Here is a 26,720-nt window from a genome sequence, read left to right on the forward strand (position 1 = left end):
CAGGACAGGTCACGGGCCAGCGCCGAGGGTAGCAGGTCCGGCAGTCTGGGAAATGGGGTCAGGCCGACCCTGAGCGGGCAAGCGGCGGGGTGAGGGGCACGGCGCGCAGGGCGCGGGCCAGCCGCAGGAAGGCTGCGTCATGCGCCGGATTCGTCCAGGCGGGCGACTGCACGAGCAGGACGGCAGTGACCTGGCCCGGGTCGGGGAGGCCTGCGCCGGGGGAAGTCATGCGGGTGAGGGTCACGCGCTCCAACACGTCGGGGGGGAGGAGGGGCGCAACTTCATTCCGGGTCCGCGCCAGGTCGAATCCCTCCGCGACGGGCAGTCCCGCGTGCCAGTCGGGGTAGAGGCAGGTGTAGCGTTCGATCCGTCCCGAGCGCAGTCCCAGCCCCGCCCAGTTCCCGGGCCTTAAGCGCCCCGCGTCCCCGCTCAGGCTGGCGAGGTCGTGGTGGCTGTCCACGTTCAGCACGTCCTGTCCGGGAAAGGCTTCGAGCCAGGCCCAGGCGTCCGCATGGGTGAGGGTCACGGTGGCCGGAATTCCGGCGTAGCGCTCCAACCCTTCCCAGCCGGGATAAAGGGGGAAGTCGGCGTCCAGGCCCGTCCAGCCGGATGCCGCCAGGTCACGCCTGCGAGCCCGCTCCCGCCACGCCTCCAGCCGGTCGGGCTCGCGGTCGCGGGTGCCCCAGACCGGCGCGTCGAACACGAGTTCCCGCGTGCCGCTGAAGGCGTCCCAGTCGATGCTCAGCAGCATGGCTTGGAGCAGGGGCGGGAGGGAGGAGTGGGCACGTCCCGAGTATCGCCCCGGAAGCTCAGAACTCCAGCAGGTAGCTCACGCTTGCCGGGTCCCGCACGAAGCCCAGGCGGTCGTTGATGGTGAGCATGGGCACATTGTCGCTCGCGTTGTCGGTGCGGACGGCGGGAGCGCCGAGGGTCCGGGCCACGCGCAGGGCGTGGACTTTGAGCAGGGTTGCAATCCCCTGCCCGCGCGCCGCCCGCGTCACGCCTGTCAGACCGGTGAGCAGGTCGGGGCTTGCCTCGGTGCGGAAGAGCGTGGTCTGCCCGACCCACGCGCCGCCCGCGTCCTCGGCGATCAGGTAGGCCTCCGGGAGCAGGCCGGGGTCGCCGAGGACCGCCTCCTCGAACACCTCGCGGCTCAGCGGCGTGGCGGGCTCGGAGCGGGGCACGTCCCGGCGCACGTCGCTCATCAGGGTGTGGAGGCGCGCGGGCAGGTCGGGCTCTCTGGTCTCCCGCAGCTCGTGCAGGCTGCGAACGCGCACGCCCTGCCGGGCCAGCCGGTCCTCCAAAGCTCGGTAGGGCGCCTCGTCGAAGGCGGAGAGGTCCAGCGCGCTCGTGAAATACCGGCTCCCCGCCACGAATCCACGCCGGGCGAGGAAACCGGGGGCGAGGGGATGGTCCTCCCGGGCGCTCGTGCGGACGGCCTGGGCGCCGTGCCGGACGAGTTCCGCCCGCATCGCGTCCCACAGCGCTCCACCCACTCCTCTCCACTGACGCTCCGGGTGAACGGCGAGTTCGAGCATGAAACGCTGCGGGTGGTACATGCCGGGGTTCTGGTACACCGAGGCGAGGCCCACGACCTCCTCGCCCTCCAGTGCCACGAGGGTGAAGGCCGTGTACCCCCACCCCTCCTGCTCGGCGGCGCGTTTGCGGAAGTCCCCCGCGCTGAAGGGGTCGTGCGGCACCGCGAGGGTCCAGAGCCGGGCGGCGGCGTCCCATTCGGGGTCGCGGATGGGCCGGACGGTGGGCGTCATACCCCCTCCACGCTCCCGCGCCGCATCTCGATGAAGGCGGGCCGGGGACGAAAGCCCAGCCGCTCGTTCAGGGCGAGCATGGGGAGGTTCGTGGTCGCGTTGTTCGTCCAGACGGTCTGAATCCTGCGCTCCCGGGCTACCCCCAGGGCGGCGAGCTTGAGCGCGAGGCCCAGGCCCCGGCGACGCCACGCGCGGCGGGTGCCGGTCAGGCCGGTGTTGATCCGGGTGGCGTCGGTCGAGTCAGCGTACATTTCCGTCAGCGCCAGGACCTCGCCCACGTCCGTCACGGCGAGCAGCACCCCCCAAGGCAGGAAGGTCGGCCCCTCCCCCCGCTCCCGGAACGCCTCGAAGGGGAGGGGCGTCGCCTCGCCCGTGCGCGGCACGTCCTCCCGTATCTCCCCGAAGGCCGAGTGGTAGGCCCGCCAGGCGGCGTCCTCCCCCTGTTCGGCGATCAGCTCGGCGAGGCTGACCGCGCGCAGGCCCTCCGGCAACTGCGCCTCCCCAGTCCAGGTGGCCGGATCGAAGGCCGTCAGGTCGAGCACATTGTCGAAATAGCGCAGCGTCTCGGTAAAACCGCGCCGGGTCAGGAACGCGAGGCCGCGGGGCTCGTCCTCGTAGGCGCCCGCCTGAACCTCCTGGGCGCCGCGCGCCTCCAGGCAGGCCTCCAGCACGTCCGCCAAGGCACGGCCCATTCCCCGGCCCGTCGCCTCCGAAAGCACCATCACCTCGGCCCAGTAGCGGCCGGGGTGGAACATGCCGGGGGGCTGCATGAGGAACCCCGTGCCCACCGCCCGCCCGTCCTCCTCGGCGAGCCAGACGCCCACGTAAGGGTTCAGCGGATGCTCCCGCAGGCTTCGCAACTCGTGCCCCAGCAGCTCGGCCGTGAGGGGGTGGCGGGGATTGACCGCATTCATGATCCTCGCCAGCACCGGCAGGTCGGCCTCGGTCGCCTCGCGGACGTTCATGCCTCCCCCTCCAGCCGCAGCTCGTAGCGCAGGTGGGTGGGGCCGCGCACGAAGCCCAGCGCCTCATTCATGCCCAGCATGGCCTTGTTGGGCGGGTCGTTCATGGTGCGAATCTCGCCGCCCCCCGCCTCCTTCAGGGCCCGCATCGCCGCCACCTTGAGCGCCTTGGCGACACCCCGGCCCCGGTCCTCGCGCCGCACACCGGTCATGCCGATCACATAGAAGCCCGCCGGATTCCGCATCAGCGTCGTGTAGCCGACGTAGGGGCCGGTGAGGGGGTCGTCCAGTTCGGGCCGAACGGCCACGAAGGACAGCTCCGGCGCGAAGGTGGGGTCCTCCAGCTCCTGCTTCACCCACGACCCCAGGGGCCGCTTGGTCAGGGTATTCCCCATCGGCACATCCTGGAAGAGCAGCCAGTCGAGTTCCCACAGCCGCCGGTCACGCTGGGGGTCGGCGGCGAGTTCGGCAATGCTCCGTAACTCGATGCCCTGGGCCGCGACGTTCGCCAGCAGGGGGCCGAACCGGCCCAAGTCCACCGCGTTAGTGTCCAGCCGCGACTCGTACCGCTCCCAGACCACGCGGAACCCCCGGCGCTCCAGAAAGGCGCGGCCCGGTGCGTGATGCGGCTGGTCGGTAAGCATGGTGCGGACCTCCCTCGCCCCGCGTGAGCGCACCCGCGAGAGCAGTTCCTCGTACAGCGCCCCGCCTATGCCGAGCCCCCGCGCTTCAGGATGCACGCTCAGGCTGCCCCAGTAGCGCCATTCCTCGAAGGCGAAGTCGTCGTGCCCGATCCGGCCCACGCCCACCACGCGGCCCCCCTGCTCGGCGACAAGTTCCGTTCGGAAGAGGTCCGGATCATGGGCCTCGTCCCAGGTTTTCAGCAGCTCGGGGGTCACGGGCCATTCGGGATCGGAGGCGGTCAGCACGGCGGCCACGTCCGGGAAGTCGTCCGGTTTACGCAGGTCGCGCAGGACAAAAGAAGCAACAGTCACAGCACCATCCTGTACCGGGCTCGTCAGGAGACACATCGGCCACAGCGCCTACCTCCCGGGCCTATCCTGGGCCGCATGACGGATCGCCTGAAACTCCTGCTAATCGTGCCCCACCCCGACGACGAGGTCTACGGGGCGTCGGGCACCCTGATGGACCTGCTGGAGGAGGGGCACCGCTGCGGCCTCGTCACCCTCACGCGCGGCGAGGCGGGGCGCACGCTGGGGCTGGCCGAGGGTCCCGAGGAACTCGCCCGGATGCGCCAGGCCGAGCTGAAAGCGTGCCTGGACGTGATCGGTCTGACCGTCCACGAGCAGCACACCTTTCCCGACAAGTACCTGAAGGACCAGCCCCTGGAGGAGCTGGCAAGAGTGACGCGGGAAGCGATGATGCGGCACAACCCCGAGATTGTCCTGACCTTCCCCCCCAACGGCAGCAACGGGCACCCCGACCACGTCACCACCCACCGGGCCGTGCGGGAAGTGTGGGAGGCCCTGCCGCCTGAGAACCGCCCCCGCTTGTGGTATTACGCCAGCGCCACACCTCCCGAGCGCGAGGACCTGCGCCCCGCCTGGCTTCCCCCCAACCTCCGCCGCGACGTGACGCGCCATATTCGCCGCAAGCTCCAGGCCATCGCCTGCCACCGCACCCAGGCCCTGAGCACCGTGGATTTCATCCGCAAGTTCCCCGAACGCATCACCGAGGAGACGTTCTACGAGGTCGGGGGGTAGGCTGTACCGACGGAAAAAGCGTGCGCCTGACCGTATCCAGAGCTCCTCCCCCTTGCGGGCCGAGTGATGCACGAAGGGCTCTTACCGAAGAAAAAAGCCGTCCGGAAAGGCAAAGATCTCCTCCCCCTTGGGAGGGGGTGAGCGGGCACGCCCTGAGGCGCGGCCAGTAGACGAGACAGGTCATTTTGCAGACGCTCAAGCGGGTTACACGCCCCCTCACCCCGACCCTCTCCCACGAGGGGAGAGCGAGAACAACAGCGCCCCCGCTCCACTGATCCCGCACAGAAAAAGAGCCCGGGACGCACCCAGGCTCCTTTCGTCCAAATGGCTAACCTTCAGCCCCCCGGCAGCGCTTTAGCCTCTTCCAGGTGGCGGGCCACGACGGGCTGCATCTTGGCAGCGAGGGCGAGGCCCTGGGGGTCCTTGCCAATGGAGCGGTAGGTCTGGATCAGCGCGAGGGTCATGGCGTGGCCGTTCACCTGCACGTTCTTGTAGGCGGCGTCGAAGGCGGCCCCCGAAAGCGTGGTCAGCCGGTTGTATTGCAGCCGCTGGTCGGCGCCCGGCTTGTCGGCGATGCGGATGCCCTTCTGCGCGGCGAGGTTGCTCAGCTCGGCCTGCGCCCGGGTGTGCTCGGTGATCATCTGCTGGGCGAAGGCCCGGATCGCCTGATTGCTGCTCTTTTGCAGGGCGAGCTGCGAGGTCGTGATCTCGGTGAGGTTGCTCATGGACATGACTTCCATGGCGAGCACGTCCGAGTCGTTGGACACCTGGGCGGTGGTGACGGGACCGAGGGGCGCCTGGGCCGAACCACCGGCAAAGGCCGTCGAGAGGGCAAACGAGAGGGTCAACGCGGAAACAGCAAGACGTCTATTCATGGTGAGGCCTCCAAGCCTAGGAATAAGCCCCGTTAGCTTGGCAGGTTCCGCGATGAGGTGAAATCAGGCCGCCTTCATTCCACCGTAAGTCGCTATGGAGGAAGCGTTAGTCATTTTGTGACATGAACATCGAATGGTATCAGGTTCTACGGTTCCTCCCACCGATATAGATCAATAAAAACGGTTCAAACAATCGAAGGCTCAACAGTAACTCTTCAATCCTCCCACTCGCGAACCGGAATGAACTCCACGCCCTCGCCCTCGGTGGCGGTCACGTTGTAGCGCGAGTCGAAGCGCACAAGCAGCTCCCCGCGGTCGAAGTGGGACGGGCTGACGACAGACTTGCGGAACAGGTAGCCGCCCTCGTCGTCCGCGCCGATGTGGGCGGCCTTGGTGAAGCGGAACTCGACGACCTCGCCGTGGGGCCGGGTGCGGACGCGCACGCGGAAGGTCTGCGGGTCGTCCTGCTTCACGTAGGGGCTGGCGGGGGCTTTTCTCTTGCCGAAGAGGTTGAACATGGGGTCTCCCTGGGGGCGCGGTACACGGAACCTGGTGCGAGGGGGGAAGAGGGGACCGGCGTACCGCACACGGCCCCCCTTGCCCCCACTTACACTTCCCGCAGCAGGCGCGTGAGCAGCCGCACGTGATCGGGCCAGCGGTCGAGGCGGACGTGTTCGTGCGCGGCGTGGGCGCCGTCGCCGGGGGCGCCCAGACCGTCGAGGGTGGGGGCGAGCGGCGCCGTGAAGTTGCCGTCGCTGCCGCCCCCCACGACCTCGCCGCCGATCTCGAAGCCGAGGTCGCGGGCGATGGTTTGCGCGCGGGCGAACAGCGCCTCCGTCCCCAGGCCGCGCTCGAAGGTGGGGCGGTTCAGGCCGCCCGTCACCTCCAGCCGCACGCGCGGGTCCAGGGGCCGCAGGGCCGCGACTCCGGCATTGACGCGCTCCGCCTCTGCCGCGGTGGAGACCCGCACGTCCACCTCGAACACGCACTCGGCAGGGATCACGTTCACCGCGCTGCCGCCCCGGATCAGGCCGACGCTGACGGTGGTCCCCACCTCCGGCCGGGCGAGGGCCTGCACCTCCAGCACCGCGCGGGCTGCCTCGGTGACCGCACTCGCTCCCTCCTCCGGCTTGTTGCCCGCGTGCGAGGCGACGCCGCGAAAGGTGAGCCGGAAGCTGCCCACCCCCTTGCGGCCCACCTTCAGCGCGTGGCTGTCGGCGACGGGCGGCTCGACGACCAAAACGGCGCGGGCACCCCGGGCGGCGGCCTCGATGGCCTCCCGGCTGCTGTGGCTGCCGATCTCCTCGTCGGGGGTTAGCAGAACCTGCACGCCGCCGCGCGGCCACTCGCCCCCCAGACCACGCAGCGCGTGCAGCAGGCCCACGATGCCCGCCTTCATGTCGTACGTGCCCGGGCCGTAGGCGCGCTCCCCCTCTATCCGGAAGGGCATGGTGCTTAGCGTGCCGGTGGGCCAGACCGTGTCGGCGTGGGTCAGGACGAGCAAGGGCCGTTCCGTGCCGTCCACCCCAAAGTCGAAGCGCCGTGTTCCGCCGGGCAGCGCGTGGCTGACTGCGCCCAGGCCCTTCGCCCGGCCCTCCACCGCGTCCATCACATGGCTCACGGCGACCGGGTCGGTCGAGGGCGACTCGATCTCCACCAGGGCGCGCAGGTCGGATAGCATGGCCTGAAGGTTGGGCTCCATGCCGCCCATGCTATCCGGCGACGAAGCTCTTCTGTCCTTCTGAGTCAGAACAGAGCGCCGCCCCGCGGGTCGGATGCGGGGCGGCGAAAGGTTCGTCTCAGGCGAGCAGGGCGACCTGTTGCGGGTTGGCCTTCAGGACCGCGCGGCCCTTGAGGTACAGCTCGTCCAGCGCCCGCGACCCGAAGATGCGGGCCAGCCGGGTACTCGTCAGCTCGATGGTGCGGCCCGAGACTTTCAACCGAACGATGTCGATGGTTCCAGGCACCCAGGTGCAGAGGAGTTCGTCCATGCAGTTCCTCCGGGCGGAGTGGAAAGTATGAAGCGCCACGCACGTGCTCTTTGGCAGGGAGTCCGAAAGCTTCCGGTGCCTTCAGCGTAGGTTTTCTCCCTCTGGAAAGGGCGAGAGCCGGTGCCCTTTCCCTTGAGCGAAGGCTCATGAGGCGCGTGGGCCGGGCTGTACAGAACGGAACGTGTGCTTGACTGCGGTATGTCGCAGCCCAGCCCTGCCCAGCCCGGCCCGGAGAGTCTGCTCGCCCTCGCCTTTCCCTCCGACCCGCAGGTCAGCCCGAACGGGAAGCGCGCTGTCTTCGTCCTGTCCCGGATAGAGGAGGAGGACCCCCAGAAGCCCGACCCCGAGTTCGCCCGGCCCCGCTACCGCTCGCACCTCTACCTCTCGGACGGGGGGGCGGCGCGGCAACTCACCCGCGGGGAGGGCCGCGACACCTCGCCGCGCTGGTCGCCGGACGGGGCGACGTTGGCCTTCGTCCGCGAGGAGCATGGTGAGAAGGGGCAACTCTTCCTGCTGCCCCTGACGGGCGGGGAGGCGAGGCGGGTCACGCGCTTTAAGGGCGGCGTGCAGGACGTGCAGTGGAGCCCGGACGGGCGTTTCCTGTCCTTCCTGAGCACTGGGGACGACGAGGACAAACGCGACGAACGCGGCGAGGCGCGGGTCATCACCCGACCGCGCTACCGCTTCAACGGGCGCGACTGGTTGCCCGAGCGCCCCGCTCGGCTGTGGCGCTACGAGGTGGCGACTGAGGAACTGCACGAATGGCTCGTCCCGGAGGTGGAGGTCGCCGCCTACGCCTGGTGGCCGGATAGCCGCGGAGTCCTCCTCGTCTCCAGCTCCACCGAGGAGGACGCGGCCCAGTGGCGGCAGGAGGCGGACACCCTGCTCCTGAGCGGCGAGCGCACCCGGGTCTCCTGCTGGAACTCGGCGATCAACTCGGTCATCCCCCACACGGACGGCGAGCGGTTCGCCCTCGTCGGTCGCCCCGAGGGCAAGGGTAGCCCCGAGGACGCGCACCTCTTCCTGGTCGAGCCGGGCGGCTCGTGGCGGCGACTGGACGAGGGCTGGGACCGCCCCATCGGCAACCTCGTCGGCGGGGATTGTCATGTGGGAGCCTTCCCCGAGCGCCCCGTCTGGCTGGACGGGGAGACGTTACTGGTCTCCAGCACGGTGGGCGGCTCCTGCGGCCTCTTCCGTGTGGGGCTGGACGGCACGGTAACGGCTCAGGACCACGACCCGGAGGCAGTCGTTCCCGCCTTCACCGCGCGGGGAGGGAGCACCGCCCTGATCCGCGAGCGGGCCGACCGCTTCCCAGAGGTGGAGCTGAACGGCACTCGGGTGACGAACCTGCACAGCCGCCTCCCCTTCCCCGCCCGGGGGCCGGAGCATGTGACCTTCAGCAATGAACTCGGCGAGGGGGAGGGCTGGGTCCTGCTGCCGGACGGCGGGGAGCGGGCGCCCGCCCTGCTGACCATCCACGGGGGGCCGCACACCGCCTACGGGCACGCCTTCGTCCACGAGTTCCAGCTCCTCGCGGCGCGGGGCTATGGCGTGTGTTACGGCAACCCGCGGGGCAGCGTGGGCTACGGGCAGGCGTGGTCTTCCGACATCCACGGGCGCTGGGGCACGGTGGACATGGCGGACCTGATGGCCTTCTTCGACGCCTGCCTGGCCGCGCACCCGGAACTCGACAGCACCCGCTCGGGCGTGATGGGCGGCTCCTACGGCGGCTACATGACGAACTGGATCACCGGGCACACGGACCGTTTCCAGGCGGCGATCACGGACCGCTCGATCTGCAACCTGCTCTCGTTCGGCGGCACCTCCGACATCGGGATGCGCTTCTGGGACGACGAGCTGGGGCTGAACTTCCACCGCCGCGCCGACGCCCTGAAACTCTGGGATATGAGCCCGCTGAAGGACGTGGAGAACGTCCGCACCCCCACCCTGATCGTTCACTCGGTCCTCGACCACCGCTGCCCGGTCGAGCAGGCCGAGCAGTGGTACGCGGCGCTGCAGCTGCACGGCGTGCCCGTCCGCTTCGTGCGCTTCCCCGGCGAGGACCACGAGCTGAGCCGCTCAGGCCGTCCGGACCGCCGAATCAAACGGCTGGAGGAATACCTGGGCTGGCTCGACCGCTGGCTGCTGGGGACGGAGACGGGCGAGCAGCGTGTGGCGGAGATGAGCGCGTAGGACTCGGGACAACGGAACAGTAGTCACCCTGAGCAGGGCGAAGGGTCCCCACATCACGCCCGGGGATGCTTTCGTCCCATGCTCTGGGAACCAAAGGAGAAGGCCGGGAATCGCTCCCCGGCCCTCTTCTCTAGCTTGGCTTATTCCTCGTCGCGGCGCTTGTTGCCCCAGCCACGGTCGGCGCGGGCACGGGGCCGGAACCCCTCGCCGCCCGTATCGCCGCTGTCGCGGGGACGGAACTCGCGGTCGCCGAAGTTGCGGTCGCCCCGGTCCTCGCGCGGACGGAAGCCTCCACCCTGGCGGTCGTCGCGCGGACGGAAGCCACCACGGTCACCGCCACCCTGGAAGCCACCGCGATCCTCGCGGGGGCGGAAGCCACCGCCACCCTGACCACCGCGGTCGTCGCGGGGACGGAACCCACCACGGTCACCGCCACCCTGGAAGCCACCGCCCTGACGGTCGTCGCGGGGACGGAAGCCGCCCCGGTCACCGCCACCCTGGAAACGGTCCTCGCGGGGGCGGAAGCCGCCCTCCTGACGGTCACCGCGGAACCCGCCGCGGTCGCCACCACCCTGGAAGCCGCCGCGGTCCTCACGCGGACGGAAGCCGCCCCGGTCACCGCCACCCTGGCCGCCCCGGTCCTCGCGGGGACGGAAACCGCCGCCCTGAGCACCCTGGCTCTCGCGCAGTTCGCGCATCTCGCGGCGCAGGCCGCGGATTTCCTTGCTCTGGGCTTCGAGCATCTCCTTCATCTCGCCCAGCACGGCGAGCAGGTCGTCGGCGTCGATGTACTCGTCCTCGCCCTCTTCACCCTCGCCGCTCTCGTCCTCGTCTTCCACGTTGCCGCTGTCCATCGCGGCGATCACCACGCCCTCTTCCTCGGCCTCCTGTGCATCCAGCACGGGGTCCTCGTCGGGCTCGCCCTGAAGCTCGGGCAAAATGTCGCGCAGTTCCTCCGGGGTCTCGTCCGGGGTGTGCTGCCTGCTGTCGTCGGTCATGATCTTCCTTTCCCTGCGCCCCGTTCATGTGGTGGCCCAACTGGCCCGCTTGCCTATGCAGGGCACCCCGGAGTCTACCATCCCGGGGCGGAAGCGGCCGGGCACCGATAGATCGTCCCAAGGCTGGGTGAGTAACGGCACGACAACCCCGGACCGCGAGGTGGGTCATGGTCGCGTCACCGGACCTCCCTATACTCGCCCTCATGAAGCGTGCGCTTTCCCTCCTCGCCTTGCTCGCCGCCGCCACGGCGGGCGCGCAGAGCACCCCCCGTACCGTGAACATTGGGCTGGGTTACCTCCCCAACGTGCAGTTCACGCCCTTCTACGTGGCCGACAAGCTGGGCTACTTCCGCGCCGAGGGCCTGAACGTGAAGTTCCAGCACGGCTACGTCTCCGAACTGATGCCGCTGCTCCTGCAGGGCAAGCTCGACTTCATCGTGGGCGACCCCGAGGACGCGATCTTCGCGCGCAACCAGGGCGCCCCTGTCCGCTACGTGATGGCGATGTACCAGAAGTCACCCGTGACCGTGTTCAGCACCAAGCCCCTGAACCGGGCCAGCGACCTGAAGGGCAAGACGGTCGGGATTCCCGGCACCTTCGGCAGCAGCTACGCCGCCCTGCGCGCCCTGCTCGACAGTGCCGACTTGCAGGAAGGCCGCGACGTGCGCCTCGCCTCCATCGGCTTCACCCAACTCGACGCGGTGCGGGCGGGCCGGGTGGACGCGGCGGTGGGCTTCGTGAACAACGAGGTCGTGCAGCTTCGCAACGCCGGGCAAAAGGTCTACACCCTGGACATCTCGGGCGCCTACCCGATGGTGGGCTCCGGCCTGATCACGCTCGACAAGACGCTGACCGGGGATCTCGCCCGCAAAGTCGTGCGCGCCTCGCAGCGCGGGCTGAAGTTCACGGTGACGGACCCCGCCCGCGCCTTCAAGCTCGCGCAGCCCGTCTTCGGCACGGGGGGCGGCACGCTGGACGTGCTGAGGGCCAGTACCCCGCTCATCCAGAGCGCCTACACCCGCGCGAACGGCCTGGGCGCCAGCGACCCCTCCGCCTGGACCCGCGCCATCGCCGCGCTCGTCAAGCAGGGGAGCCTTCCCGCCGGAACGAAGGCCGACGCCTTCTACACGAACAGCCTGATCAGCAAGACCGTTCGTTGAGGAATAAGGGGGAGGGGTTGCCGACCGGGCTTATCCCTCCCCCTCACGGTTACCCTACTCGTCGTCGCTGTCCACGCCGCCGAGCGCCTTATTGACGGCGGCGGGCGTCTCGTACTCCTCGTCGGGGAGCTCGTCGAGCATGGAGCGCACATCGTCGTCCGCGCCGTTCTCCTCGGCGGCGTCCATCAGGTCCTGCTTGCTCGCCGGGTAGCTCACGCCCTTGAGGTGCTTCTGAAGCTGGATGGGGTTGATCTTCGCCATGCTGCCCTCCTGGGGTCGATTATCTGCGGGCGAATGGGTGGAAGCCTTGAAGGACCTTCACACCGGCTTAGGACGACGCGGCCTTTTCTTTAACGGAGGGGAGCTCGTCAGGCCTGCACCGGCTCCAGCAGCCCGTTTTCCAGCACCAACGGCAGGGCCAGCGTCTGATACCCCTGCTGGTCGAACAGCACGGTCACCTTCCCGCCCTCGTAGCGCATGACCAGGCCCTCGCCAAGGGTGGGGTGGGCAACGCGGCTGCCCAGGGCGAAGGGCACGTCGTCGGCGTTCTGATTGGCCTGCACCAACCCAGCCTGGCAGTTGTCGCAGTGACCGCAGGGAGGGTGGTACTCCTCGCCGAAGTAATTGAGCAGGAACTCGCGGCGGCAGCCCCCCGTCTCGGCATACCCGCGCATCATCTCCAGCCGGGAGCGTTCGTAAGCGCGGCGGTGCTCCTGGGCCAGCGCGGCCTGGGCCACCACCTCGGGCGTCTCCAGCCCTTCCACGGCGGTCACCTCGCCATCCGGCAGAACCTCCAGTGCGCCGACCTCCTCCAGGCGGTTCACGGCGCTCAGCAGCCGGGTCTGGGAGAGCCCGGTCTCCTCCCCGAGCCCGGCCGGATCGACGGGCTCGCCGTGTTCGCGCACGGCCCGCAGCACCGTCTCGACCTGATCGGCGTCGACCAGCGTTCCCCCCGCGAAGAAGCGCCTCAGCCGCAGGTCGCCCGGCGTGTAGAAGAGGGTCGCCTCGGCGTTCCCGCCGTCCCGCCCCGCCCGGCCGATCTCCTGGTAATAGGCGTCCACCGAGCCCGAGAGATCGAGGTGATGCACGAAGCGCACGTTCGGCTTGTCGATGCCCATGCCGAAGGCCGTGGTCGCCACGATCACCTCCAGGTCGTCCGCCATGAAGGCCGCCTGCACGTCCTCCCGGGACTGGGCGTTCATCCCGGCGTGATAGGCCGCCGCTCGTACGCCCCGCTCCCCCAGGTCGTGCGCGAACTCCTCGGCGCTCCGGCGGGTCGCGGCATAGACGATGCCGGGCTTGGGGGCCACGACGACGCCCTCCAGGAGCGCCGTCCGTTTGGTCCCCGCGTCCTCGAACTGCCGCACCCCGAGGTGGATGTTGGGGCGGTCGAAGCCGCGCACGAGAATTTGTGGGTCACGCATCCCCAGCCGCTCGACGATCTCCTCGCGCACGGGGGGCGCGGCGGTTGCGGTGAGGGCCAGGACCGTGGGGTGCCCCAGCGCCTCCACCGCGACGCCCAGCCGCAGGTACTCGGGCCGGAAGTCGTGGCCCCACTCGGAGACACAGTGCGCCTCGTCCACCACGAACAGCGAGGGTTCAGCGGCGCGCAGCCGTTCCAGGGTCTCCGCGTGGGCGAGCTGCTCGGGGGCCAGGAAGAGGAACTCGACCTCGCCCTCCGTAAACGCCTCCAGGGTCTCCTCGCGCTCGGCGGGGCGCAGGGTGGAGTTGACCAGGGCGGCCTGGCCGGGGGCGCTCTCCTCCAACGCCTCCACCTGATCGCGTTGCAGGGCGATCAGGGGCGAGACGACCACCGTGGGGCCGCCCAGCGACATCGCCGCGACCTGGTAGATCGCCGACTTGCCGCTCCCGGTCGGCATGATGGCGAGGGTGTCCCTGCCCTTCAGGACGGACGCGATGGCCTCCTTCTGGGCAGGGTGCAACTGGTCGTAGCCGAACACCTCCCGGGCGATCTGCTGGGCGCCCCGGATGCCCCTGGCGGGTCTGGCGGCAGGCTCCGTGGGTTTGACCCCTTTGGATCTGAGCCGGGCAACCTTCGTCCCAGCACGTTCGTTGCCCGGCGCCGCCACGGGGTGAGCGGGAGCGGGCGCCGGTCTGGCCGCGACAGGGACAGGTTCAATGGTCCTAGCGCTGTCCTTTTCCGCTTCGCTGGTGGACGGCGTGGGTTGGGGTTCGGGAACGGCGGGTTCGGGCTCGGGGACGTGGACTCGGATTCGTCTGGGCATGGGTCCTTTCCTGCACGCGCGGCCCACCCGACTTGGGCAGCCAACGCGGTAAGGTTCGCTGTGGCTGGCCTCCCGGTCACCCCGTCAAGGTCAGCTGGGAGAAACGGCAGCGTTCCAGTCTCGCGGCGGGCGGCGGGCGATGACTGCGGGATAAGGCAAGAAAGCTTTACCTAACCCTCGCCGTTCCCAAGCCCCAGCTCAAGGAATCGTCAACCGGGCGCCTCACCACCAACGCCGTCGCCGGGCCGCCCACATCACAAGGGCGGAGAGCAGCAGCAGGGCGGCCAGCATCGCCAGAAAACCGCGCACGCCGGTCTTCTCCAGGGGCAACTGGAAGTTCGTTCCGAACAGGCTGGCGACGAGCGCCCACAGCCCCAGCAACACGGTCGCCACCGTCAGGACACGCATCGTGTCGTTCGTGCGCTGGCCCAGGCTCGTCATGTAGAGGTCGAAGGACCCCAGGACCGCCTCGCGCAGCCCCTCGGTGGAAGCCAGGGCCCGCTCGAAACGGTCCTCCAGAACGTCGTAGTAGTCGGACGAGGCGCTGTCTTCGATGGCCTTGAAGTCGGGCCGGGCGAGTGTCGCGTACACATCGCGGTGGTCGGTGAGGAGCCTTCGCAGCTCGCTCACCTGGCGGCGGCAGGCTGCCAGGTCACCCAGGAAGTCGCCGCGCTCGGGCCGCCCCAGGATGGCCTCGTCCAGCCCGTCCAGTTGGCGCTCCAGAACCTCGACCTCGCGCAGGTAACTCGTCAGGTGCCAGTTTAAGAGCGCCGCCAGAAAAGCCTCGGGCGTGAGCTGGCCGAGCTTGTCATTGTTCCGCTCCTGCGCGGTGAACTCCTCCAGAAAGGGGATGTCTTCCGCGTGGACGGTCATCAGCGCGCCCGGCCCCACCACAATGTTGAGTTCGGCGCCGACCAGCCGCCCTCTGTGCTCTCGCACCGCCTGCACATCCACCCGGAAGGTGTCCCCGTAGTTCCTGACCTGCGGGTGCGGGCTGGGGTCGGCGAGGTCCTGCACCGCCCCCGGGTGAAAGCGCAGCAGTTCCCCCAACCGCCTCATCTGTGCCGCGTCCCGGCCCAGCACGTCCACCCACAGGAGCTGGCGTTCCGAGAGCCCGTGCACCAGCGCCGCGTCCAGGTGGACCTCCCGGTCCTTACTGTCGGCGTCGAAAAGGTAGGGACGGACCCTCACGCCCCCAGGGTCTTCCTGGGGAGAGTCAGCCGGTGTCCGGGCCGCTGGCCCTTGCGGCGCCGACCGCCTCCCTTGAACCGTCCCCTTCCCCGTCATAGCTGCCGTTATTGGAAAGGTTGCTCACCAAGTTCTCCACCCTGTGGGGCACAAAGGACCTTGAGGCTTCTTTGAACACATTCGGCAGAAGGCGACCTCACTAAGCAGGATGGCTTACTGACCGCCGACCCGCTTCCTCACCCCTCCCTCACCTGCTACGGTGGGGGCAACACCGGAAGGAGGTGCTGTGCATGACCGACATCAACCCCATTGTCAGCCTGACCGCGACTGAACGAGGCCTTCTCGCCCCCGCATCCAGGAGCCACCTTGCCGCACCATCTTCCGCAGCCACCTTCCCCGCAACAATCCGGGCCTAACGCGCCCACGGGGCGACCTTGAGCGCCCGCTGGCTCGATGACGAGCTGGAGGGGGCCGATGTCCTGCCCGAGCGCCGCCACAAGCACAAGGCCAAGAAACCGCTTGGCAAGCGCCGCCTCGCCACGCTGACCCCCGACTCCGAGGGCGGGGACGAGACCGACGACCTGATCCGCCGCCTGACCACACTCGGGCACATCACCGAGGTCGTCGCCGAACTCAAGAGCGGCAAGGAGGCCACGGCGTACGTGGCACGCGGCCCACGCGGCAGCGTCCTGCTCAAGCTCTACCGCGAACTCGAAGCCCGCTCCTTCAAGCGCGACGGCGTGTACCGCGAGGGGCAGGTCATCCTCGACAAGCGCGCCGCCAAGGCGATGCAGGGCCGCTCCCGCAAGGGCCTGGAGATGCTCCAGGCCGGGTGGGTGATCGCCGAGTACGCGCACCTGTGGCACCTGTGGCGGGCGGGCCTGAACGTCCCCGAACCGCTCGTCGGTCCCGACCCCTACGACTACGCGCAGACCACCCCCGCTGTGCTGATGCGCCTGATCGGCGCCGAGGACACCCCCGCCCCCCGTCTCAGCGACGCCGCCCTCTCGCCCGAGGAAGCGCGGGACGCCTGGGACCAGGCCGTGGGGGGGATGGCCGACCTGCTGCGGCTGGGCTACGCGCACGGCGACTACAGCACCTACAACCTCCTGTGGTGGGAGAACACCGTGACGATCATCGACTTTCCCCAGCTCACGACCCGTCAGAACCCCAATTTCAGGGACCTGCTGCGCCGCGACGCCGACAGCCTCGCCACCAGCTTCCGCAAGCACGGCATCCAGGCGGATGGCGAGGCTACCCTGCGCGAGGTGCAGCGCCGCGCCGGGGGGCAGGGGCCGAAGCCGCGCGTGCTGCTGCCATGAACCCGCATATCCGCCCCGAGCGCCCCGCCGACACTCCCACCATCGCCGAGGTGACCCGCCTGGCCTTCACGTACAACGGTGGCATCAGGGAGAACGAGATGATCGGGGAGATTCACGCCTCGGGCCGGTTCCTCCCCGACCTCTCGCTGGTGGCCGAGGTCGAAGGTCAAGTGGTCGGCCACGTGATCGTCGCGCCCACCGAGCTGCGGGGTGACCCAGAGCATCCCGAACGCCCCCGGCGTGTGCTGCTGCTGGGACCCCTCAGCGTCCTGCCCGACTTCCAGCGGCGGGGCATCGGCAGCGCGCTCATCAGGAGCGTGCTGGCCCGCCTGGGTGGTCGCCCTGAGCCGATGGTGGTGCTGTGGGGGCACGAGGATTACTACCCGCGTTTCGGATTCCGCCGGGCAGGGGAGTTTGGCCTGCGACCAGACACCCCGGCGGCGATGGTCTACCCGCTGAGAAGTGACCTCAGCTCCTACGCGGGGCTGGAGATGCCCGCCTGAGCGCGGCCCCTCTCCCCCTGGAGTGGAACCCATGAATCTGTCCGAAACCTACAACTATCTGGTGCGTCCGCGGCGCGACCTGTGGACTTCACTGGAAGTCACCCCGGATGACCTTCTTTCCCGCCCACTGCTGGACGGCGCGCGCTTCCACTGCATCAAGGACCTGGTGCTGCACATCCCCGCCGTGGAGGACTCCTGGCTCCACGAGGACATCCTGAGGGACCAGCCCGTCTGGGATCGAGTCCCCGAGGTGGCCGGTGCTCAGGACGGGCCGTACTTCGCTCAGGTGCCGTTGAGTTCGCTCCTGACCTATTGGCAGGCCGTGGAGGCCAGCACCCTCGGTTACCTGGGCACCCTGACTCCCGAGGAACTGGCGCGGCAGGTCACGGTGAACGGATCGAGAGGCGAGGAGCACTTCACGGTGGATGGCCTGCTGTGGCACGTCATGATCCACGAGATGCGGCACACCGCACAGATCGCCACGTTACTGCGACTTTCGGGCGTCAAGCCGCCCTTCCTCGACCTGCTGAACTACCTGCCCGCACAGTGAGGAGGCCGCCACCCGCCGGACATCCCCCTTGTGGCCGGTTTTTCGCTGTCAAATGCCTACACTTTCCCCATGCGCGCCCTCGAAACCTGCCTGTACGTGGACGATCTGGAGGCCGCCGAGGCGTTCTACTCGGGCGTTCTGGGCCTCAGCCTCTTCGGGAAGATGGCGGGGCGGCACCTCTTCTACCGGCTGGAAGGCTCCATGCTCTTGATCTTCGACCCGGCGGCGAGCGCGCAGCCCGGCGATGTGCCGCTGCACGCAGGCAAACCGGGCGGCCACGCCTGCCTGGGAATCGCGCGGGAGGAGACGGACGCCTGGCAGGCGCGGCTGGAGGGGCACGGCCTGAAGGTGACGCGCTACGCCTGGGGCAACCGGGGCGAGAGCCTGTATTTCGAGGACCCAGCGGGGAATGTGCTGGAACTGGCGCCGCCGAGCATCTGGGGGCTGGAGTGAGTCTGAAGTTCGTCGTAGGGAACGATAGCGAACATAACTGCATGTCCCTGGAAATTCGTCACCCGAACGCCGACTACCAGCTCTATGTCAACGAGACGGTGGAGGGCAAGTACGGGGTTGAAAGCGGGTCTCCCCCTGGGGGAACGACGTTCACCCTTGAGGAAACGGCCTTGATTGTTGCCCGTGCCCTGCAATTCGCTGGTCTCCAAGTCCGTGAGCCGGGCAAGTAACCTAGCGGTATGAAGCGCCCCCTCCAGTTCCTCCTCGTCCTCCTGCCCTTCCTGCTGGTGTCAAGTGCGGCGAAACCCAGGCGTCAGGACACCGAGCGTGAGCGTTAAGCCGCTGCGGAGCGTTCTCTACGTGCCCGGTGACAAGCCCCGCGCCACCGAAAAGGCCCGCACCCTGAACGCCGACGCGGTGATCCTCGACCTGGAGGACGCTATCGCGCCCGAGCACAAGGAGGCGGCGCGGGAGAACGTGAGGCAGGCGCTGACCTGGCGCTGGCCCGGCCCGCTGTTCGTGCGGGTGAACGGTCTGGGCACCCCCTGGGAACACGACGACCGTGAGATGGCCCTCCTGGGCGGCGTGGACGGAATCGTGCTGCCCAAGGCCGAGGACCCCGCCGTCCTCGCGGGCCTGCACCTGCGCGTGCCCCTCTGGCCTATGATCGAGACGCCCCTAGGGGTGCTGCGCGCCCCGGAGATCGCGGCGGTTCCCGGCGTGGCTGGCCTGATCGTGGGCGCCAACGACCTCGCCCGGTCGCTGAGAACCCGCCCCGACCCCAGCCGCCTGCCCCTGCTCCACGCCCTGTCGGCCGTGGTCCTGGCTGCCCGCGCCCACAGCAAACTTCCCCTGGACGCCGTCTTCAACGACGTGCGCGACTCGGAGGGCTTCACCCGGGAATGCCAGCAGGGCCGCACCCTGGGCTTCGCCGGGAAGACCGTCATCCATCCCGACCAGATCGAGGTCGCCAACTCCACCTTCGGCGTGACGGACGAGGAAGCCGAGGAGGCCCGCGCCCTCCTCAGCCTCTGGGAACAGGCCCGCGCGGAAGGCAAGAGCGTCGCCACCCACCGCGGCGTCCTCATCGAACAGATGCACGTGGACGAAGCCCAGGAAGTCCTCGACCTTTGGAGAGCTACAAAGACCAATCCAAGCTGAAGCTTTTCAAAACCGTCTACTGCGGACGGCCAGTTCCCAACCATGGGCAGAGTTCGCACAGCCTTCACCCCGCCTTGCTCGCGCAGCGAGACGGTGGGCCCGCGGCTTGGAACACAACAAGATCAAATATTCCGCGTTAAGGAAGACGGCCACAGGCGCGGTGGGAGAGCCCCTTGCCGAGCGCTGCGGAAAGCTCCCCTCGCCCCTCTGGGGTCGGGGGCTGGGCAATCTGCATCAAAACATCCTGCCCCTTGCTTAAACATACTAAGTCCTTTTACTCTACTTAAGCCATGCCTCTGACTGACCGTGAGCGAGACCTCCTGCGCCTGATCCGTGAGTCCCCGCTCAGCTCACCGGAGGACCTCGCCCGGCGCCTGGGAACCTCCCGCGCGGCAGTCAACGTCCACGTCAGCAACCTGACCCGCAAGGGCTTCTTGCTGGGCCGCGGCTACGTAGTTGCGCCGGACAACGAACCCCGCGTGGTCGCGGTGGGTGGCGCGAACCTGGACGTGAAGGCCCGCACCCTCGCCCCTGCCGTGCCCGGCACCAGCAACCCCGGCGCGACGACCCAGGCCCCGGGCGGTGTGGCCCGTAACATCGCGGAAAACTTGGCGCGGCTGGGCGTCCCCACCCACCTGATCGCCGCCGTCGGCCGGGACCCGAACGGCGACCTGCTGCTGCGCGAGACCGAGGCCGCGGGCGTGGACGTGCGGGACGTGCTCCGCCTGGACAGTCCCACCGGCACCTATACCGCCGTTCTCGACGAGCATGGGGAACTGATCATCGCGGTGGCGGCGATGGGGGCGACCGACGCCCTGACTCCCGCTGCGTTGAATGATCGGCGGGGAGTGCTACGCGGCGCCTCGTGGGTAATCGCGGATGGCAACCTCAGCGCGCAAACCCTGACGCACCTGCTGACCCTCTGCACCCAGGGGGGCACGCCGGTCATCTTCGAGCCGGTCAGCATGCCCAAGGCGGCGCGTCTTCTCCCGGCCCTGGAGGCAGGACTCGCGCCGCACACCGTCACGCCGAACGTCGCCGAACTCGCGGCCCTGGTCGGCCGGGAGGTCCCCAATACACCACGAGCCCTCGCTGAGGCGGCAGGTCAACTCCACGCGCGGGGAGTGCAGACCGTCTGGGTCCGGCGGGGCGAGTGGGGCAGCCTGCTCTCCACCCCGGACGGGGTGACCGACCTTCCCACCCTCCCCGCCCAGGTCGCCGATGTGACCGGCGCGGGGGACGCGATGCTCGCCGCATACCTGGCCGCCCTCCTGGCCGGTCACTCCCCTGCCGAGGCCGCCCGCCACGGCCACGCCGCCGCTGCCCTCACCGTCGAGAGCAGCCACGCCGTCTCCCCCATCCTGACTCCGGCCACGGTCAAGGCGCGGCTGGAATCGACTCAACCCTCAAGTCCCCGCATCACCCCGCAGGAGTCCCCATGACCACCTCCGTTCCCATCCGCCCCGAAGTTCTCGCCCTCATGGACATCCACCCCGAGGTCGGTGCCGCGCTCGAAAGCGGTGCTCCCGTCGTGGCGCTCGAAAGCACCATCATCAGCCACGGAATGCCGTACCCGCAGAATGTGGAGATGGCGCGCGGCGTGGAGGCCGTCGTGCGTGAGCACGGCGCCACGCCCGCCACCATCGCCGTGTTGGGCGGGCGCCTGAAGGTCGGCCTGACCCCCGACGAGCTGGAGGTGCTGGCGACCGACCGGAGCGTGCAGAAGATCAGCACCCGCGACCTGCCCGTCACCGTCGCGCTCGGCAGGCACGGGGCGACCACCGTGGCCTCCACCATGCGGATCGCCTCGCTCGCGGGCATCCGGGTCTTCGCCACGGGTGGGACGGGCGGCGTCCACCGGGGCGCGGGCGAGACGATGGACGTGAGCGCCGACCTCACCGAACTCGCCCGGACGGACGTGTGCGTGGTCAGCGCGGGGGTCAAGAGCATCCTCGACATCGGCCTGACGCTGGAAGTGCTGGAGACGCAGGGTGTCCCGGCGATCACGCTGGGAAGCGAGGAGTTCCCAGCCTTCTACTCGCGCCAGAGCGGATTTGCCTCCCCCCTCACCGTAGCAGCGCCCGCCGAGGCCGCCCGCGTGCTTCACGCCAAATGGACGCTCGGCCTGACGGGCGGAGTCCTCCTCGCCAACCCCATTCCCGCCGAGGCCGAGATTCCCACCTCCGAGATCACCCCGCACATAGAGCAGGCGCTGGCCGATATGGCGGCGCTCGGCCTGACGGGCAAGGAGACGACGCCGTACCTGCTGGGCCGGATCGTGGAGATCACGGGGGGCCGCAGCCTCACGGCGAACATTGCCCTCGTGCGGCACAACGCGGCGGTGGCGGCGCGGGTGGCAGCCGAGTACGCGATGCTGCAGGGCTGAGCCTGAGCTGTCCCTCCACCGGGAACGCGCCGCAATCCGCATGAGAAGGGGGTGGTAGGCTCGGGAACGGTTATGGACTCTTACGATGTAGTGGTGATTGGGGGCGGCCCCGCCGGGTACGTGGCCGCTATTCGCGCCGCGCAACTCGGCTTCAAGACTGCCTGCGTGGACGCCTTCGAGCGGAACGGCAAGGCCAGCCTGGGCGGCACCTGCCTCAATGTGGGCTGTATCCCCAGCAAGGCGCTGCTCGACTCCAGCGAGCGCTTCGAGATGATCAACCACGAGGCGCAGGAGCACGGCATCCAGGTCGAGGGCGCCCGCGTGGACCTGACGAAGATGCTGGGCCGCAAGGAGAGCGTGGTGGACAAGCTGACGGGTGGCGTCGCCTTCCTGTTCCGCAAGAACAAGGTGACGAGCTTCCACGGCCTGGGACGCCTCGTGCGCCAAGACGGTGACGGCTGGATCGTGGACGCCGCCGGGACCGAGGTCCACGCGAAGAACGTGATCGTGGCGACGGGCAGCAACCCGCGCGAACTGCCCGGTGCCCCCTTCGGCGAGAACATCGTCGAGAACAGCGGCGCCCTCGCCTTCGAGCAGGTACCGGGACGGCTCGGCATTATCGGCGCGGGCGTGATTGGCGTGGAGCTGGGCAGCGTTTGGCGCCGCTTGGGCGCGCAGGTCACCATCCTGGAGGCCCTCCCCGGCTTCCTGATGGCCGCCGACGAGGCCGTGAGCAAGGAGGCCCTCAAGCAGTTCCAGAAGCAGGGCCTGGAGTTCCACTTCGGCGTGAAGATCACGGAAGTCCAGCAAAGCGACTCCGGCGTGACCGTCACCTACGAGGAGAAGGGCAACACGGTCACCGCGCAGTTTGACAAGTTGATCGTCTCCATCGGGCGGGTGCCCAACACCAGGGGCCTGGGCGCCGAGGCTGTCGGCCTGGAACTCGACGAGCGCGGCTTCGTGAAGGTGGACGGCCACTACCGCACCAACCTCCCCGGGGTCTATGCCATCGGCGATGTGGTCGGTGGCGCGATGCTCGCTCACAAGGCCGAGGAGGAGGGCGTGGCCGTTGCCGAACTCCTCGCCGGGCAGGCCGGGCACGTGAATTACGACGTGATTCCCTGGGTGATCTACACCAGCCCCGAGATCGCCTGGGCGGGCCTGACGGAAAAGCAGGCGAGGGAGAAGGGCCTGAACGTCAAGGCCGGGCAGTTCCCCTTCAGCGCCAACGGGCGCGCGCTGGGCCACGGCGACCCCCGAGGCTTCGTCAAGGTTGTGGCGGACGCCGACACCGACAAGATCATCGGCGTCCACATGGTTGGCCCCAACGTCTCTGAACTCATCGGTGAGACGGTCACCCTGATGGAATTTGGCGGCAGCGCGGAAGACCTCGCCCGCACCGTCCACGCCCACCCCACCCTGAGCGAAGTGGTGAAGGAAGCGGCGCTGGCGACGGACAAGCGTTCGCTGCATATGTAGGGAGCAGTCAGAAAGAGAGGGAGGGGCGGGAGCCAACGCTTTCCCGCCCCTCCCTGTTTGGCCCTCAGGCGAGCTGGCCCACGTCCAGCGCGAGGACCCGCCGCGTCGCCTCACCCAGGATGGCCCGCACGTCCTCCGGTGTCTGCGCCTCGACGTACACCCGCACCACCGGCTCCGTCCCCGAAGCGCGGAACATGGCCGAGGCCCCGCCTGCCAGCAGCAGCTTCACGCCGTCGATGGTCTTGCGGCCCTCGACCCGGTGACCGGCCACTTCGGTGTACCGCTGCACCTCGCTCATCAGCCTGCCCTTGTCGAACTCGGCGCTCAGGTGCAGGTCGTTCCGGTCGTAGTGGTGCCGGAAGCCGACCTCCGCCTCGATCTCGGCGAACAGCTCATCCAGGCTCTTGCCGCTCGACGCTATCGCCTCGATCATCAGCAGGCTGTTGAGCAGACCGTCTCGCTCCGGAATGTGCCCGCGCGAGGCCAGCCCGCCTGATTCCTCTCCCGCCATAAGTACGGCGAGCGATTCGTCCGCCTGCCCCTCTAAAAAGGCGTCGGTGATGTACTTGAAGCCGACCGGCGTTTCCAGCAGGTCGAGCCCCAGCCTCCGGGCCAGGAGTTCGATCACCCGGCTGCCCGACACGGTCTTAACCACGCGCCCGCGCAGGCCCCGCCCGTGCAGGTGCCGCAGCAGAACCGCGAAAATCTGGTGGCTGTTGAAGAACCGCCCGCCCGCCGTTACCGCCCCTACCCGGTCGGCGTCCCCGTCGGTCACCACACCCAGCGTCGTCCCCGTCTCGTCTGCCAGCAGCCCCATCAGTTCGCCCAGGCTCTGCGGAATCGGCTCGGGGTTGACCCCGTGGAAGAGGGGGTCAGGCCGCCCATGCAACTCGCGCAGATCCACGTTCAGCCCAGCGTGCCGTGCATAGCCGGTCAGCCAGCCGCACCCCGCCCCGCCCATCGCGTCGTGTATGACCGTTCCCCGGTAGCTCCGCAGCGTGTCCAGATCGAGCTGACGGTCGAGCTGCGCGTAGTACGCCTTGCGGATGTCCAGCGGTTCGATGCTTCCCGCCAGGCCGTCGTACACCTCCGGGTGTTGCAGCGCCGCCTCAATCCCGGCCACGATGGCGGGCGTCGCGCTTCCCCCGTAAGCCCCCTTGATCTTGTAGCCGCTGTACTGCGGCGGGTTGTGCGAGGCGGTGATCATCACGCCGCCCGCCGCCCCGTGATGCACCACGGCGAACGACAGGGCCGGGGTGGGTAGGAACTCCCGGGCGAGCAGGACCCGCAGCCCCTCCTGGGCCATGACCTCGGCCACCACCCGCGCGAAGCCCGCCCCCTGGAAGCGCGTGTCGTAGCCCACCACGACGGACTGTCCGCCCGCTCCCCGCAGCGCCTGGGCATGGGCCCGTGCGACCAACCGGACGTTCGCGTAGGTGAAGTCCTCGGCAATGATGTCCCGCCAGCCGTCGGTTCCGAATTTGATGGGCATAGGTCAACTCACTCCGTTCCCCGGACTGTAGCAGGGCAGGTCTGACTAACTGTTGACCCTCCGGGGGACCTCAGGACGAAAAAGACCACGGCTGGCCCGGAAGCCCGAGGCCAACCGGCTTCCACAGCCTGCGGCTCAGCTCCTGAGTTCCGCGGAGGCTTCCCGGCGCGCCTGGATATACCAGGCCAGCGTCTTCTCGATGCCCTCACGCAGTCCCGTGCGGGCAGTCCAACCCAGCGCGGCGAGCCGGGACACATCGAGCAACTTGCGCGGCGTGCCGTCCGGCTTGCTGGGATCGAAGACCAGTTCGCCCTCGTACCCCACCACCTCGCGGATTAGCTCGGCCAGCTCCCGGATGCTCAGGTCCTCACCCGTGCCCACGTTGATGGGGCCGGGCACTGAAACGTGTTGCAGCAAGAACAGGCAGGCGTCGGCCAGGTCGTCCGCATACAGGAACTCGCGCATGGGCCGCCCGCTGCCCCAGACCTCGACCTGCGGGGCGCCCAACTCCCGAGCGTCCACCATCTTCCGCATCAGGGCGGGCAGGACGTGCGAGCCCTGAAGGTCGAAGTTGTCCCCCGGCCCGTAGAGGTTGGTGGGCATCGCGCTGATGAAGTCGTCGCCGTACTGGGTGCGGTAGTGGTCGCACAGCTCGATGGCCGCGATCTTGGCGACGGCGTACGCCCGGTTCGTCTCCTCCAGGGGTCCCGTCAGCAGCGCGGTCTCCTGGAGGGGCTGCGGCGCCATCCGGGGGTAGATGCAGCTTGACCCCAGGTTGAGGAGCTTGCTGACACCGTTCTCGTGCGCGGCGTGAATCACGTTGGCCGCGATGGTCAGGTTGTCGTACAGGAACTGCGCCGGATAGGTGCTGTTGGCAAGGATGCCGCCCACTCTTGCCGCCGCCAGCACGACGATGTCGGGGCGTTCCCCGGCGAAGAAGTCATTGACCGCCGCCTGGTTCCGCAGGTCCAGTTCCCGGCTCCCCCGGGTGACGAGGTTGGTGTAGCCCTCGGCCTGGAGGCGTCGGACGACTGCGCTCCCCACCATGCCCCGGTGCCCGGCCACATAGATTTTCGAACCCCTGTCCACAGTGCTCCTACTGGTTCCCGATGCCGCGCAGCGCGATCTGGTGCCCCGCATTGATCAGCGTCTTCTCCTGCCGGGCGAGTTCCAGGTCGTGCTCGACCATCTCCTCGACCAGCTGGTCGAAGCTGGTGCGCGGCGTCCAGCCCAGGACGCGGCGGGTTTCCTCGGCGTCGCCCAACAGGTAGTCCACCTCGGCGGGGCGGAAGTAGCGAGGGTCGATCTCCACGTAGTCGCGGTAGTCCAGCCCCACCCGCCCGAAGGCCCGCTCGGCGAACTCCCGCACGCTGTACGCCTCCCCCGTGGCGATGCAGTAGTCGCGGGGCGTGTCCTGCTGCAGCATCAGCCACATCGCCTCGACATAGTCGCGGGCGTGGCCCCAGTCGCGCTTCGCCTCCAGGTTCCCCAGGTACAGCTTCTTCTGGAGGCCCACCTTGATGCGCCCCACCGCCCGGGTGATCTTGCGCGTGACGAAGGTCTCACCCCGGCGCGGCGACTCGTGGTTGAACAAAATACCGTTGCAGGCGTACAGGTCGTAAGCCTCGCGGTGGTTCACCGTCTGCCAGAAGGCATACACCTTCGCCACCGCATAGGGGCTGCGGGGGTGGAAGGGCGTATGCAGGCCCTGGGGCGGCTGGGCGGCCCCGAACATCTCCGAGCTGCTTGCCTGGTAGTAGCGCACCCCGTGCCCGGTCCGCTCGCGGTAGTCGCGGATCGCTTCCAGCAGCCGCAGCGTCCCGAGGCCCGTCACGTCGGCGGTGTACTCGGCCTGGTCGTAGCTCACCTTGACGTGGGACTGGGCGCCGAGGTTGTAGACCTCGTCGGGCTGGATGCGCTCGACGAGCACCCGCAGGTTGGAGCTGTCCGCCAGGTCGCCGTAGTGCAGGAACATCCGGGCGTCTGCCTCATGGCTGTCCTGGTACAGGTGATCGATCCGCTCGGTGTTGAAGGAACTGGCCCGGCGGATGATCCCGTGGACCTCGTACCCTTTGGCGAGCAGCAGCTCGGTGAGGTACGAACCGTCCTGCCCGGTGATCCCGGTCAGCAGCGCCTTGCGTGTGGGGGTGTGGCTCATCGTGCATGCTCCTTGTGGGTGGGGAGGCTGTTTCTAATTGGGCCTGGTGGCCGGGGCCTATACACCCCACTGCCGCGTCAGCTTAGGAACCCCGACGCTAAACTTTCGTC

At 68.8% G+C, this 26,720-nt stretch carries 27 protein-coding genes; 12 read left to right on the forward strand and 15 right to left on the reverse strand.

Features of this window, described 5'->3' with window-relative positions; translation table 11 throughout:
* Positions 1 to 58: 58 nt before the first annotated feature.
* Genes F784_RS0113800 through F784_RS0113815 form a run of 4 tightly spaced genes read right to left on the reverse strand, consistent with a single transcriptional unit; the run spans position 59 to position 3,726 of the window.
* Positions 59 to 751, reverse strand: coding sequence for a hypothetical protein (locus F784_RS0113800; protein WP_019587317.1), 693 nt, complete (start codon positions 749 to 751; stop codon positions 59 to 61).
* 58 nt (positions 752 to 809) lie between these two features.
* The gene (locus tag F784_RS0113805; protein ID WP_019587318.1) at positions 810 to 1,769 is read right to left on the reverse strand and encodes a GNAT family N-acetyltransferase; all 960 of its coding nucleotides are present in this window, start codon (positions 1,767 to 1,769) and stop codon (positions 810 to 812) included.
* Positions 1,766 to 2,734: a GNAT family N-acetyltransferase gene (locus F784_RS0113810; protein WP_019587319.1), complete on the reverse strand. Its 969-nt coding sequence runs from the start codon at positions 2,732 to 2,734 to the stop codon at positions 1,766 to 1,768. The genes F784_RS0113805 and F784_RS0113810 overlap by 4 nt, the downstream gene beginning before the upstream one ends.
* Entirely contained in the window at positions 2,731 to 3,726 is a 996-nt protein-coding gene (locus tag F784_RS0113815) for a GNAT family N-acetyltransferase (protein WP_019587320.1), read from the reverse strand. The genes F784_RS0113810 and F784_RS0113815 overlap by 4 nt, the downstream gene beginning before the upstream one ends.
* Before the next feature lie 75 nt (positions 3,727 to 3,801).
* Between F784_RS0113815 and F784_RS0113820 the strand changes: the two genes are divergently transcribed.
* Positions 3,802 to 4,455, forward strand: a complete 654-nt coding sequence (locus F784_RS0113820; protein ID WP_019587321.1) for a PIG-L deacetylase family protein — start codon at positions 3,802 to 3,804, stop codon at positions 4,453 to 4,455.
* A gap of 335 nt (positions 4,456 to 4,790) precedes the next feature.
* Here F784_RS0113820 and F784_RS0113825 read toward each other — a convergent pair whose 3' ends face one another.
* From F784_RS0113825 to F784_RS0113840, 4 genes are all read right to left on the reverse strand, one after another.
* Positions 4,791 to 5,330, reverse strand: coding sequence for a DUF4142 domain-containing protein (locus tag F784_RS0113825; RefSeq protein WP_040383216.1), 540 nt, complete (start codon positions 5,328 to 5,330; stop codon positions 4,791 to 4,793).
* Between the two features lie 215 nt (positions 5,331 to 5,545).
* The gene (locus tag F784_RS0113830; RefSeq protein WP_019587323.1) at positions 5,546 to 5,848 is read right to left on the reverse strand and encodes a hypothetical protein; all 303 of its coding nucleotides are present in this window, start codon (positions 5,846 to 5,848) and stop codon (positions 5,546 to 5,548) included.
* A gap of 89 nt (positions 5,849 to 5,937) precedes the next feature.
* Entirely contained in the window at positions 5,938 to 7,041 is a 1,104-nt protein-coding gene (locus F784_RS0113835) for a M20 family metallopeptidase (protein ID WP_019587324.1), read from the reverse strand.
* Positions 7,042 to 7,129: 88 nt separating this feature from the next.
* Complete coding sequence (locus F784_RS0113840) at positions 7,130 to 7,321, reverse strand: hypothetical protein (RefSeq protein ID WP_019587325.1); 192 nt, start codon at positions 7,319 to 7,321, stop codon at positions 7,130 to 7,132.
* A 198-nt stretch (positions 7,322 to 7,519) separates the two neighbouring features.
* Here F784_RS0113840 and F784_RS23185 point away from each other — a divergent pair, with 198 nt between their 5' ends.
* A complete protein-coding gene (locus F784_RS23185; RefSeq protein ID WP_019587326.1) occupies positions 7,520 to 9,514 on the forward strand; it encodes an alpha/beta hydrolase family protein in 1,995 nt (664 codons plus the stop codon).
* Positions 9,515 to 9,654: 140 nt separating this feature from the next.
* Here F784_RS23185 and F784_RS0113850 read toward each other — a convergent pair whose 3' ends face one another.
* On the reverse strand, positions 9,655 to 10,512 hold the full coding sequence (locus tag F784_RS0113850) for a hypothetical protein (protein WP_019587327.1): 858 nt from the start codon (positions 10,510 to 10,512) through the stop codon (positions 9,655 to 9,657).
* Positions 10,513 to 10,715: 203 nt separating this feature from the next.
* Here F784_RS0113850 and F784_RS0113855 point away from each other — a divergent pair, with 203 nt between their 5' ends.
* Complete coding sequence (locus F784_RS0113855; RefSeq protein WP_026332478.1) at positions 10,716 to 11,672, forward strand: ABC transporter substrate-binding protein; 957 nt, start codon at positions 10,716 to 10,718, stop codon at positions 11,670 to 11,672.
* A gap of 54 nt (positions 11,673 to 11,726) precedes the next feature.
* On the opposite strand, the gene F784_RS0113860 is transcribed toward F784_RS0113855, so the two are convergent.
* The 3 genes from F784_RS0113860 to F784_RS0113870 all read right to left on the reverse strand — a co-directional run bounded on the left by F784_RS0113860 (position 11,727) and on the right by F784_RS0113870 (position 15,109).
* The gene (locus F784_RS0113860; protein ID WP_019587329.1) at positions 11,727 to 11,933 is read right to left on the reverse strand and encodes a DUF2795 domain-containing protein; all 207 of its coding nucleotides are present in this window, start codon (positions 11,931 to 11,933) and stop codon (positions 11,727 to 11,729) included.
* Positions 11,934 to 12,040: 107 nt separating this feature from the next.
* Positions 12,041 to 13,918, reverse strand: a complete 1,878-nt coding sequence (locus F784_RS0113865) for a RecQ family ATP-dependent DNA helicase (RefSeq protein WP_083939224.1) — start codon at positions 13,916 to 13,918, stop codon at positions 12,041 to 12,043.
* A gap of 222 nt (positions 13,919 to 14,140) precedes the next feature.
* Positions 14,141 to 15,109: a magnesium transporter CorA family protein gene (locus F784_RS0113870; protein WP_019587331.1), complete on the reverse strand. Its 969-nt coding sequence runs from the start codon at positions 15,107 to 15,109 to the stop codon at positions 14,141 to 14,143.
* Between the two features lie 431 nt (positions 15,110 to 15,540).
* Here F784_RS0113870 and F784_RS0113875 point away from each other — a divergent pair, with 431 nt between their 5' ends.
* From F784_RS0113875 to lpdA, 9 genes are all read left to right on the forward strand, one after another.
* Positions 15,541 to 16,428 carry an RIO1 family regulatory kinase/ATPase domain-containing protein gene (locus F784_RS0113875; protein ID WP_019587332.1) on the forward strand — a complete coding sequence of 296 codons (888 nt, stop codon included), beginning with the start codon at positions 15,541 to 15,543 and terminating at the stop codon, positions 16,426 to 16,428.
* On the forward strand, positions 16,425 to 16,931 hold the full coding sequence (locus F784_RS23190; RefSeq protein WP_019587333.1) for a GNAT family N-acetyltransferase: 507 nt from the start codon (positions 16,425 to 16,427) through the stop codon (positions 16,929 to 16,931). Before F784_RS0113875 ends, F784_RS23190 begins: the two co-directional genes overlap by 4 nt.
* A gap of 31 nt (positions 16,932 to 16,962) precedes the next feature.
* Positions 16,963 to 17,481 carry a DinB family protein gene (locus F784_RS0113885; RefSeq protein ID WP_019587334.1) on the forward strand — a complete coding sequence of 173 codons (519 nt, stop codon included), beginning with the start codon at positions 16,963 to 16,965 and terminating at the stop codon, positions 17,479 to 17,481.
* A gap of 69 nt (positions 17,482 to 17,550) precedes the next feature.
* Positions 17,551 to 17,934: a VOC family protein gene (locus F784_RS0113890; protein ID WP_026332480.1), complete on the forward strand. Its 384-nt coding sequence runs from the start codon at positions 17,551 to 17,553 to the stop codon at positions 17,932 to 17,934.
* 41 nt (positions 17,935 to 17,975) lie between these two features.
* The gene (locus F784_RS0113895; protein WP_019587336.1) at positions 17,976 to 18,164 is read left to right on the forward strand and encodes a hypothetical protein; all 189 of its coding nucleotides are present in this window, start codon (positions 17,976 to 17,978) and stop codon (positions 18,162 to 18,164) included.
* Positions 18,165 to 18,261: 97 nt separating this feature from the next.
* On the forward strand, positions 18,262 to 19,095 hold the full coding sequence (locus tag F784_RS0113905) for an HpcH/HpaI aldolase/citrate lyase family protein (RefSeq protein WP_019587338.1): 834 nt from the start codon (positions 18,262 to 18,264) through the stop codon (positions 19,093 to 19,095).
* Positions 19,096 to 19,385: 290 nt separating this feature from the next.
* The gene (locus F784_RS23195) at positions 19,386 to 20,537 is read left to right on the forward strand and encodes a carbohydrate kinase (RefSeq protein ID WP_019587339.1); all 1,152 of its coding nucleotides are present in this window, start codon (positions 19,386 to 19,388) and stop codon (positions 20,535 to 20,537) included.
* Positions 20,534 to 21,481, forward strand: a complete 948-nt coding sequence (locus F784_RS0113915; RefSeq protein WP_019587340.1) for a pseudouridine-5'-phosphate glycosidase — start codon at positions 20,534 to 20,536, stop codon at positions 21,479 to 21,481. The genes F784_RS23195 and F784_RS0113915 overlap by 4 nt, the downstream gene beginning before the upstream one ends.
* 72 nt (positions 21,482 to 21,553) lie before the next feature.
* A complete protein-coding gene (gene lpdA, locus F784_RS0113920) occupies positions 21,554 to 22,960 on the forward strand; it encodes a dihydrolipoyl dehydrogenase (RefSeq protein ID WP_019587341.1) in 1,407 nt (468 codons plus the stop codon).
* Positions 22,961 to 23,024: 64 nt separating this feature from the next.
* Here the strand turns inward: lpdA and F784_RS0113925 are convergent, their stop codons facing one another.
* The 3 genes from F784_RS0113925 to gmd all read right to left on the reverse strand — a co-directional run bounded on the left by F784_RS0113925 (position 23,025) and on the right by gmd (position 26,610).
* On the reverse strand, positions 23,025 to 24,452 hold the full coding sequence (locus tag F784_RS0113925; protein WP_019587342.1) for a phosphoglucomutase/phosphomannomutase family protein: 1,428 nt from the start codon (positions 24,450 to 24,452) through the stop codon (positions 23,025 to 23,027).
* Positions 24,453 to 24,587: 135 nt separating this feature from the next.
* Positions 24,588 to 25,541, reverse strand: a complete 954-nt coding sequence (locus F784_RS0113930; protein ID WP_019587343.1) for a GDP-L-fucose synthase family protein — start codon at positions 25,539 to 25,541, stop codon at positions 24,588 to 24,590.
* Between the two features lie 7 nt (positions 25,542 to 25,548).
* Positions 25,549 to 26,610 carry a GDP-mannose 4,6-dehydratase gene (gene gmd, locus F784_RS0113935; protein ID WP_019587344.1) on the reverse strand — a complete coding sequence of 354 codons (1,062 nt, stop codon included), beginning with the start codon at positions 26,608 to 26,610 and terminating at the stop codon, positions 25,549 to 25,551.
* Positions 26,611 to 26,720: the final 110 nt, after the last annotated feature.

The sequence above is a fragment of the Deinococcus apachensis DSM 19763 genome (assembly GCF_000381345.1).
GTDB classification, from domain to species: domain Bacteria; phylum Deinococcota; class Deinococci; order Deinococcales; family Deinococcaceae; genus Deinococcus; species Deinococcus apachensis.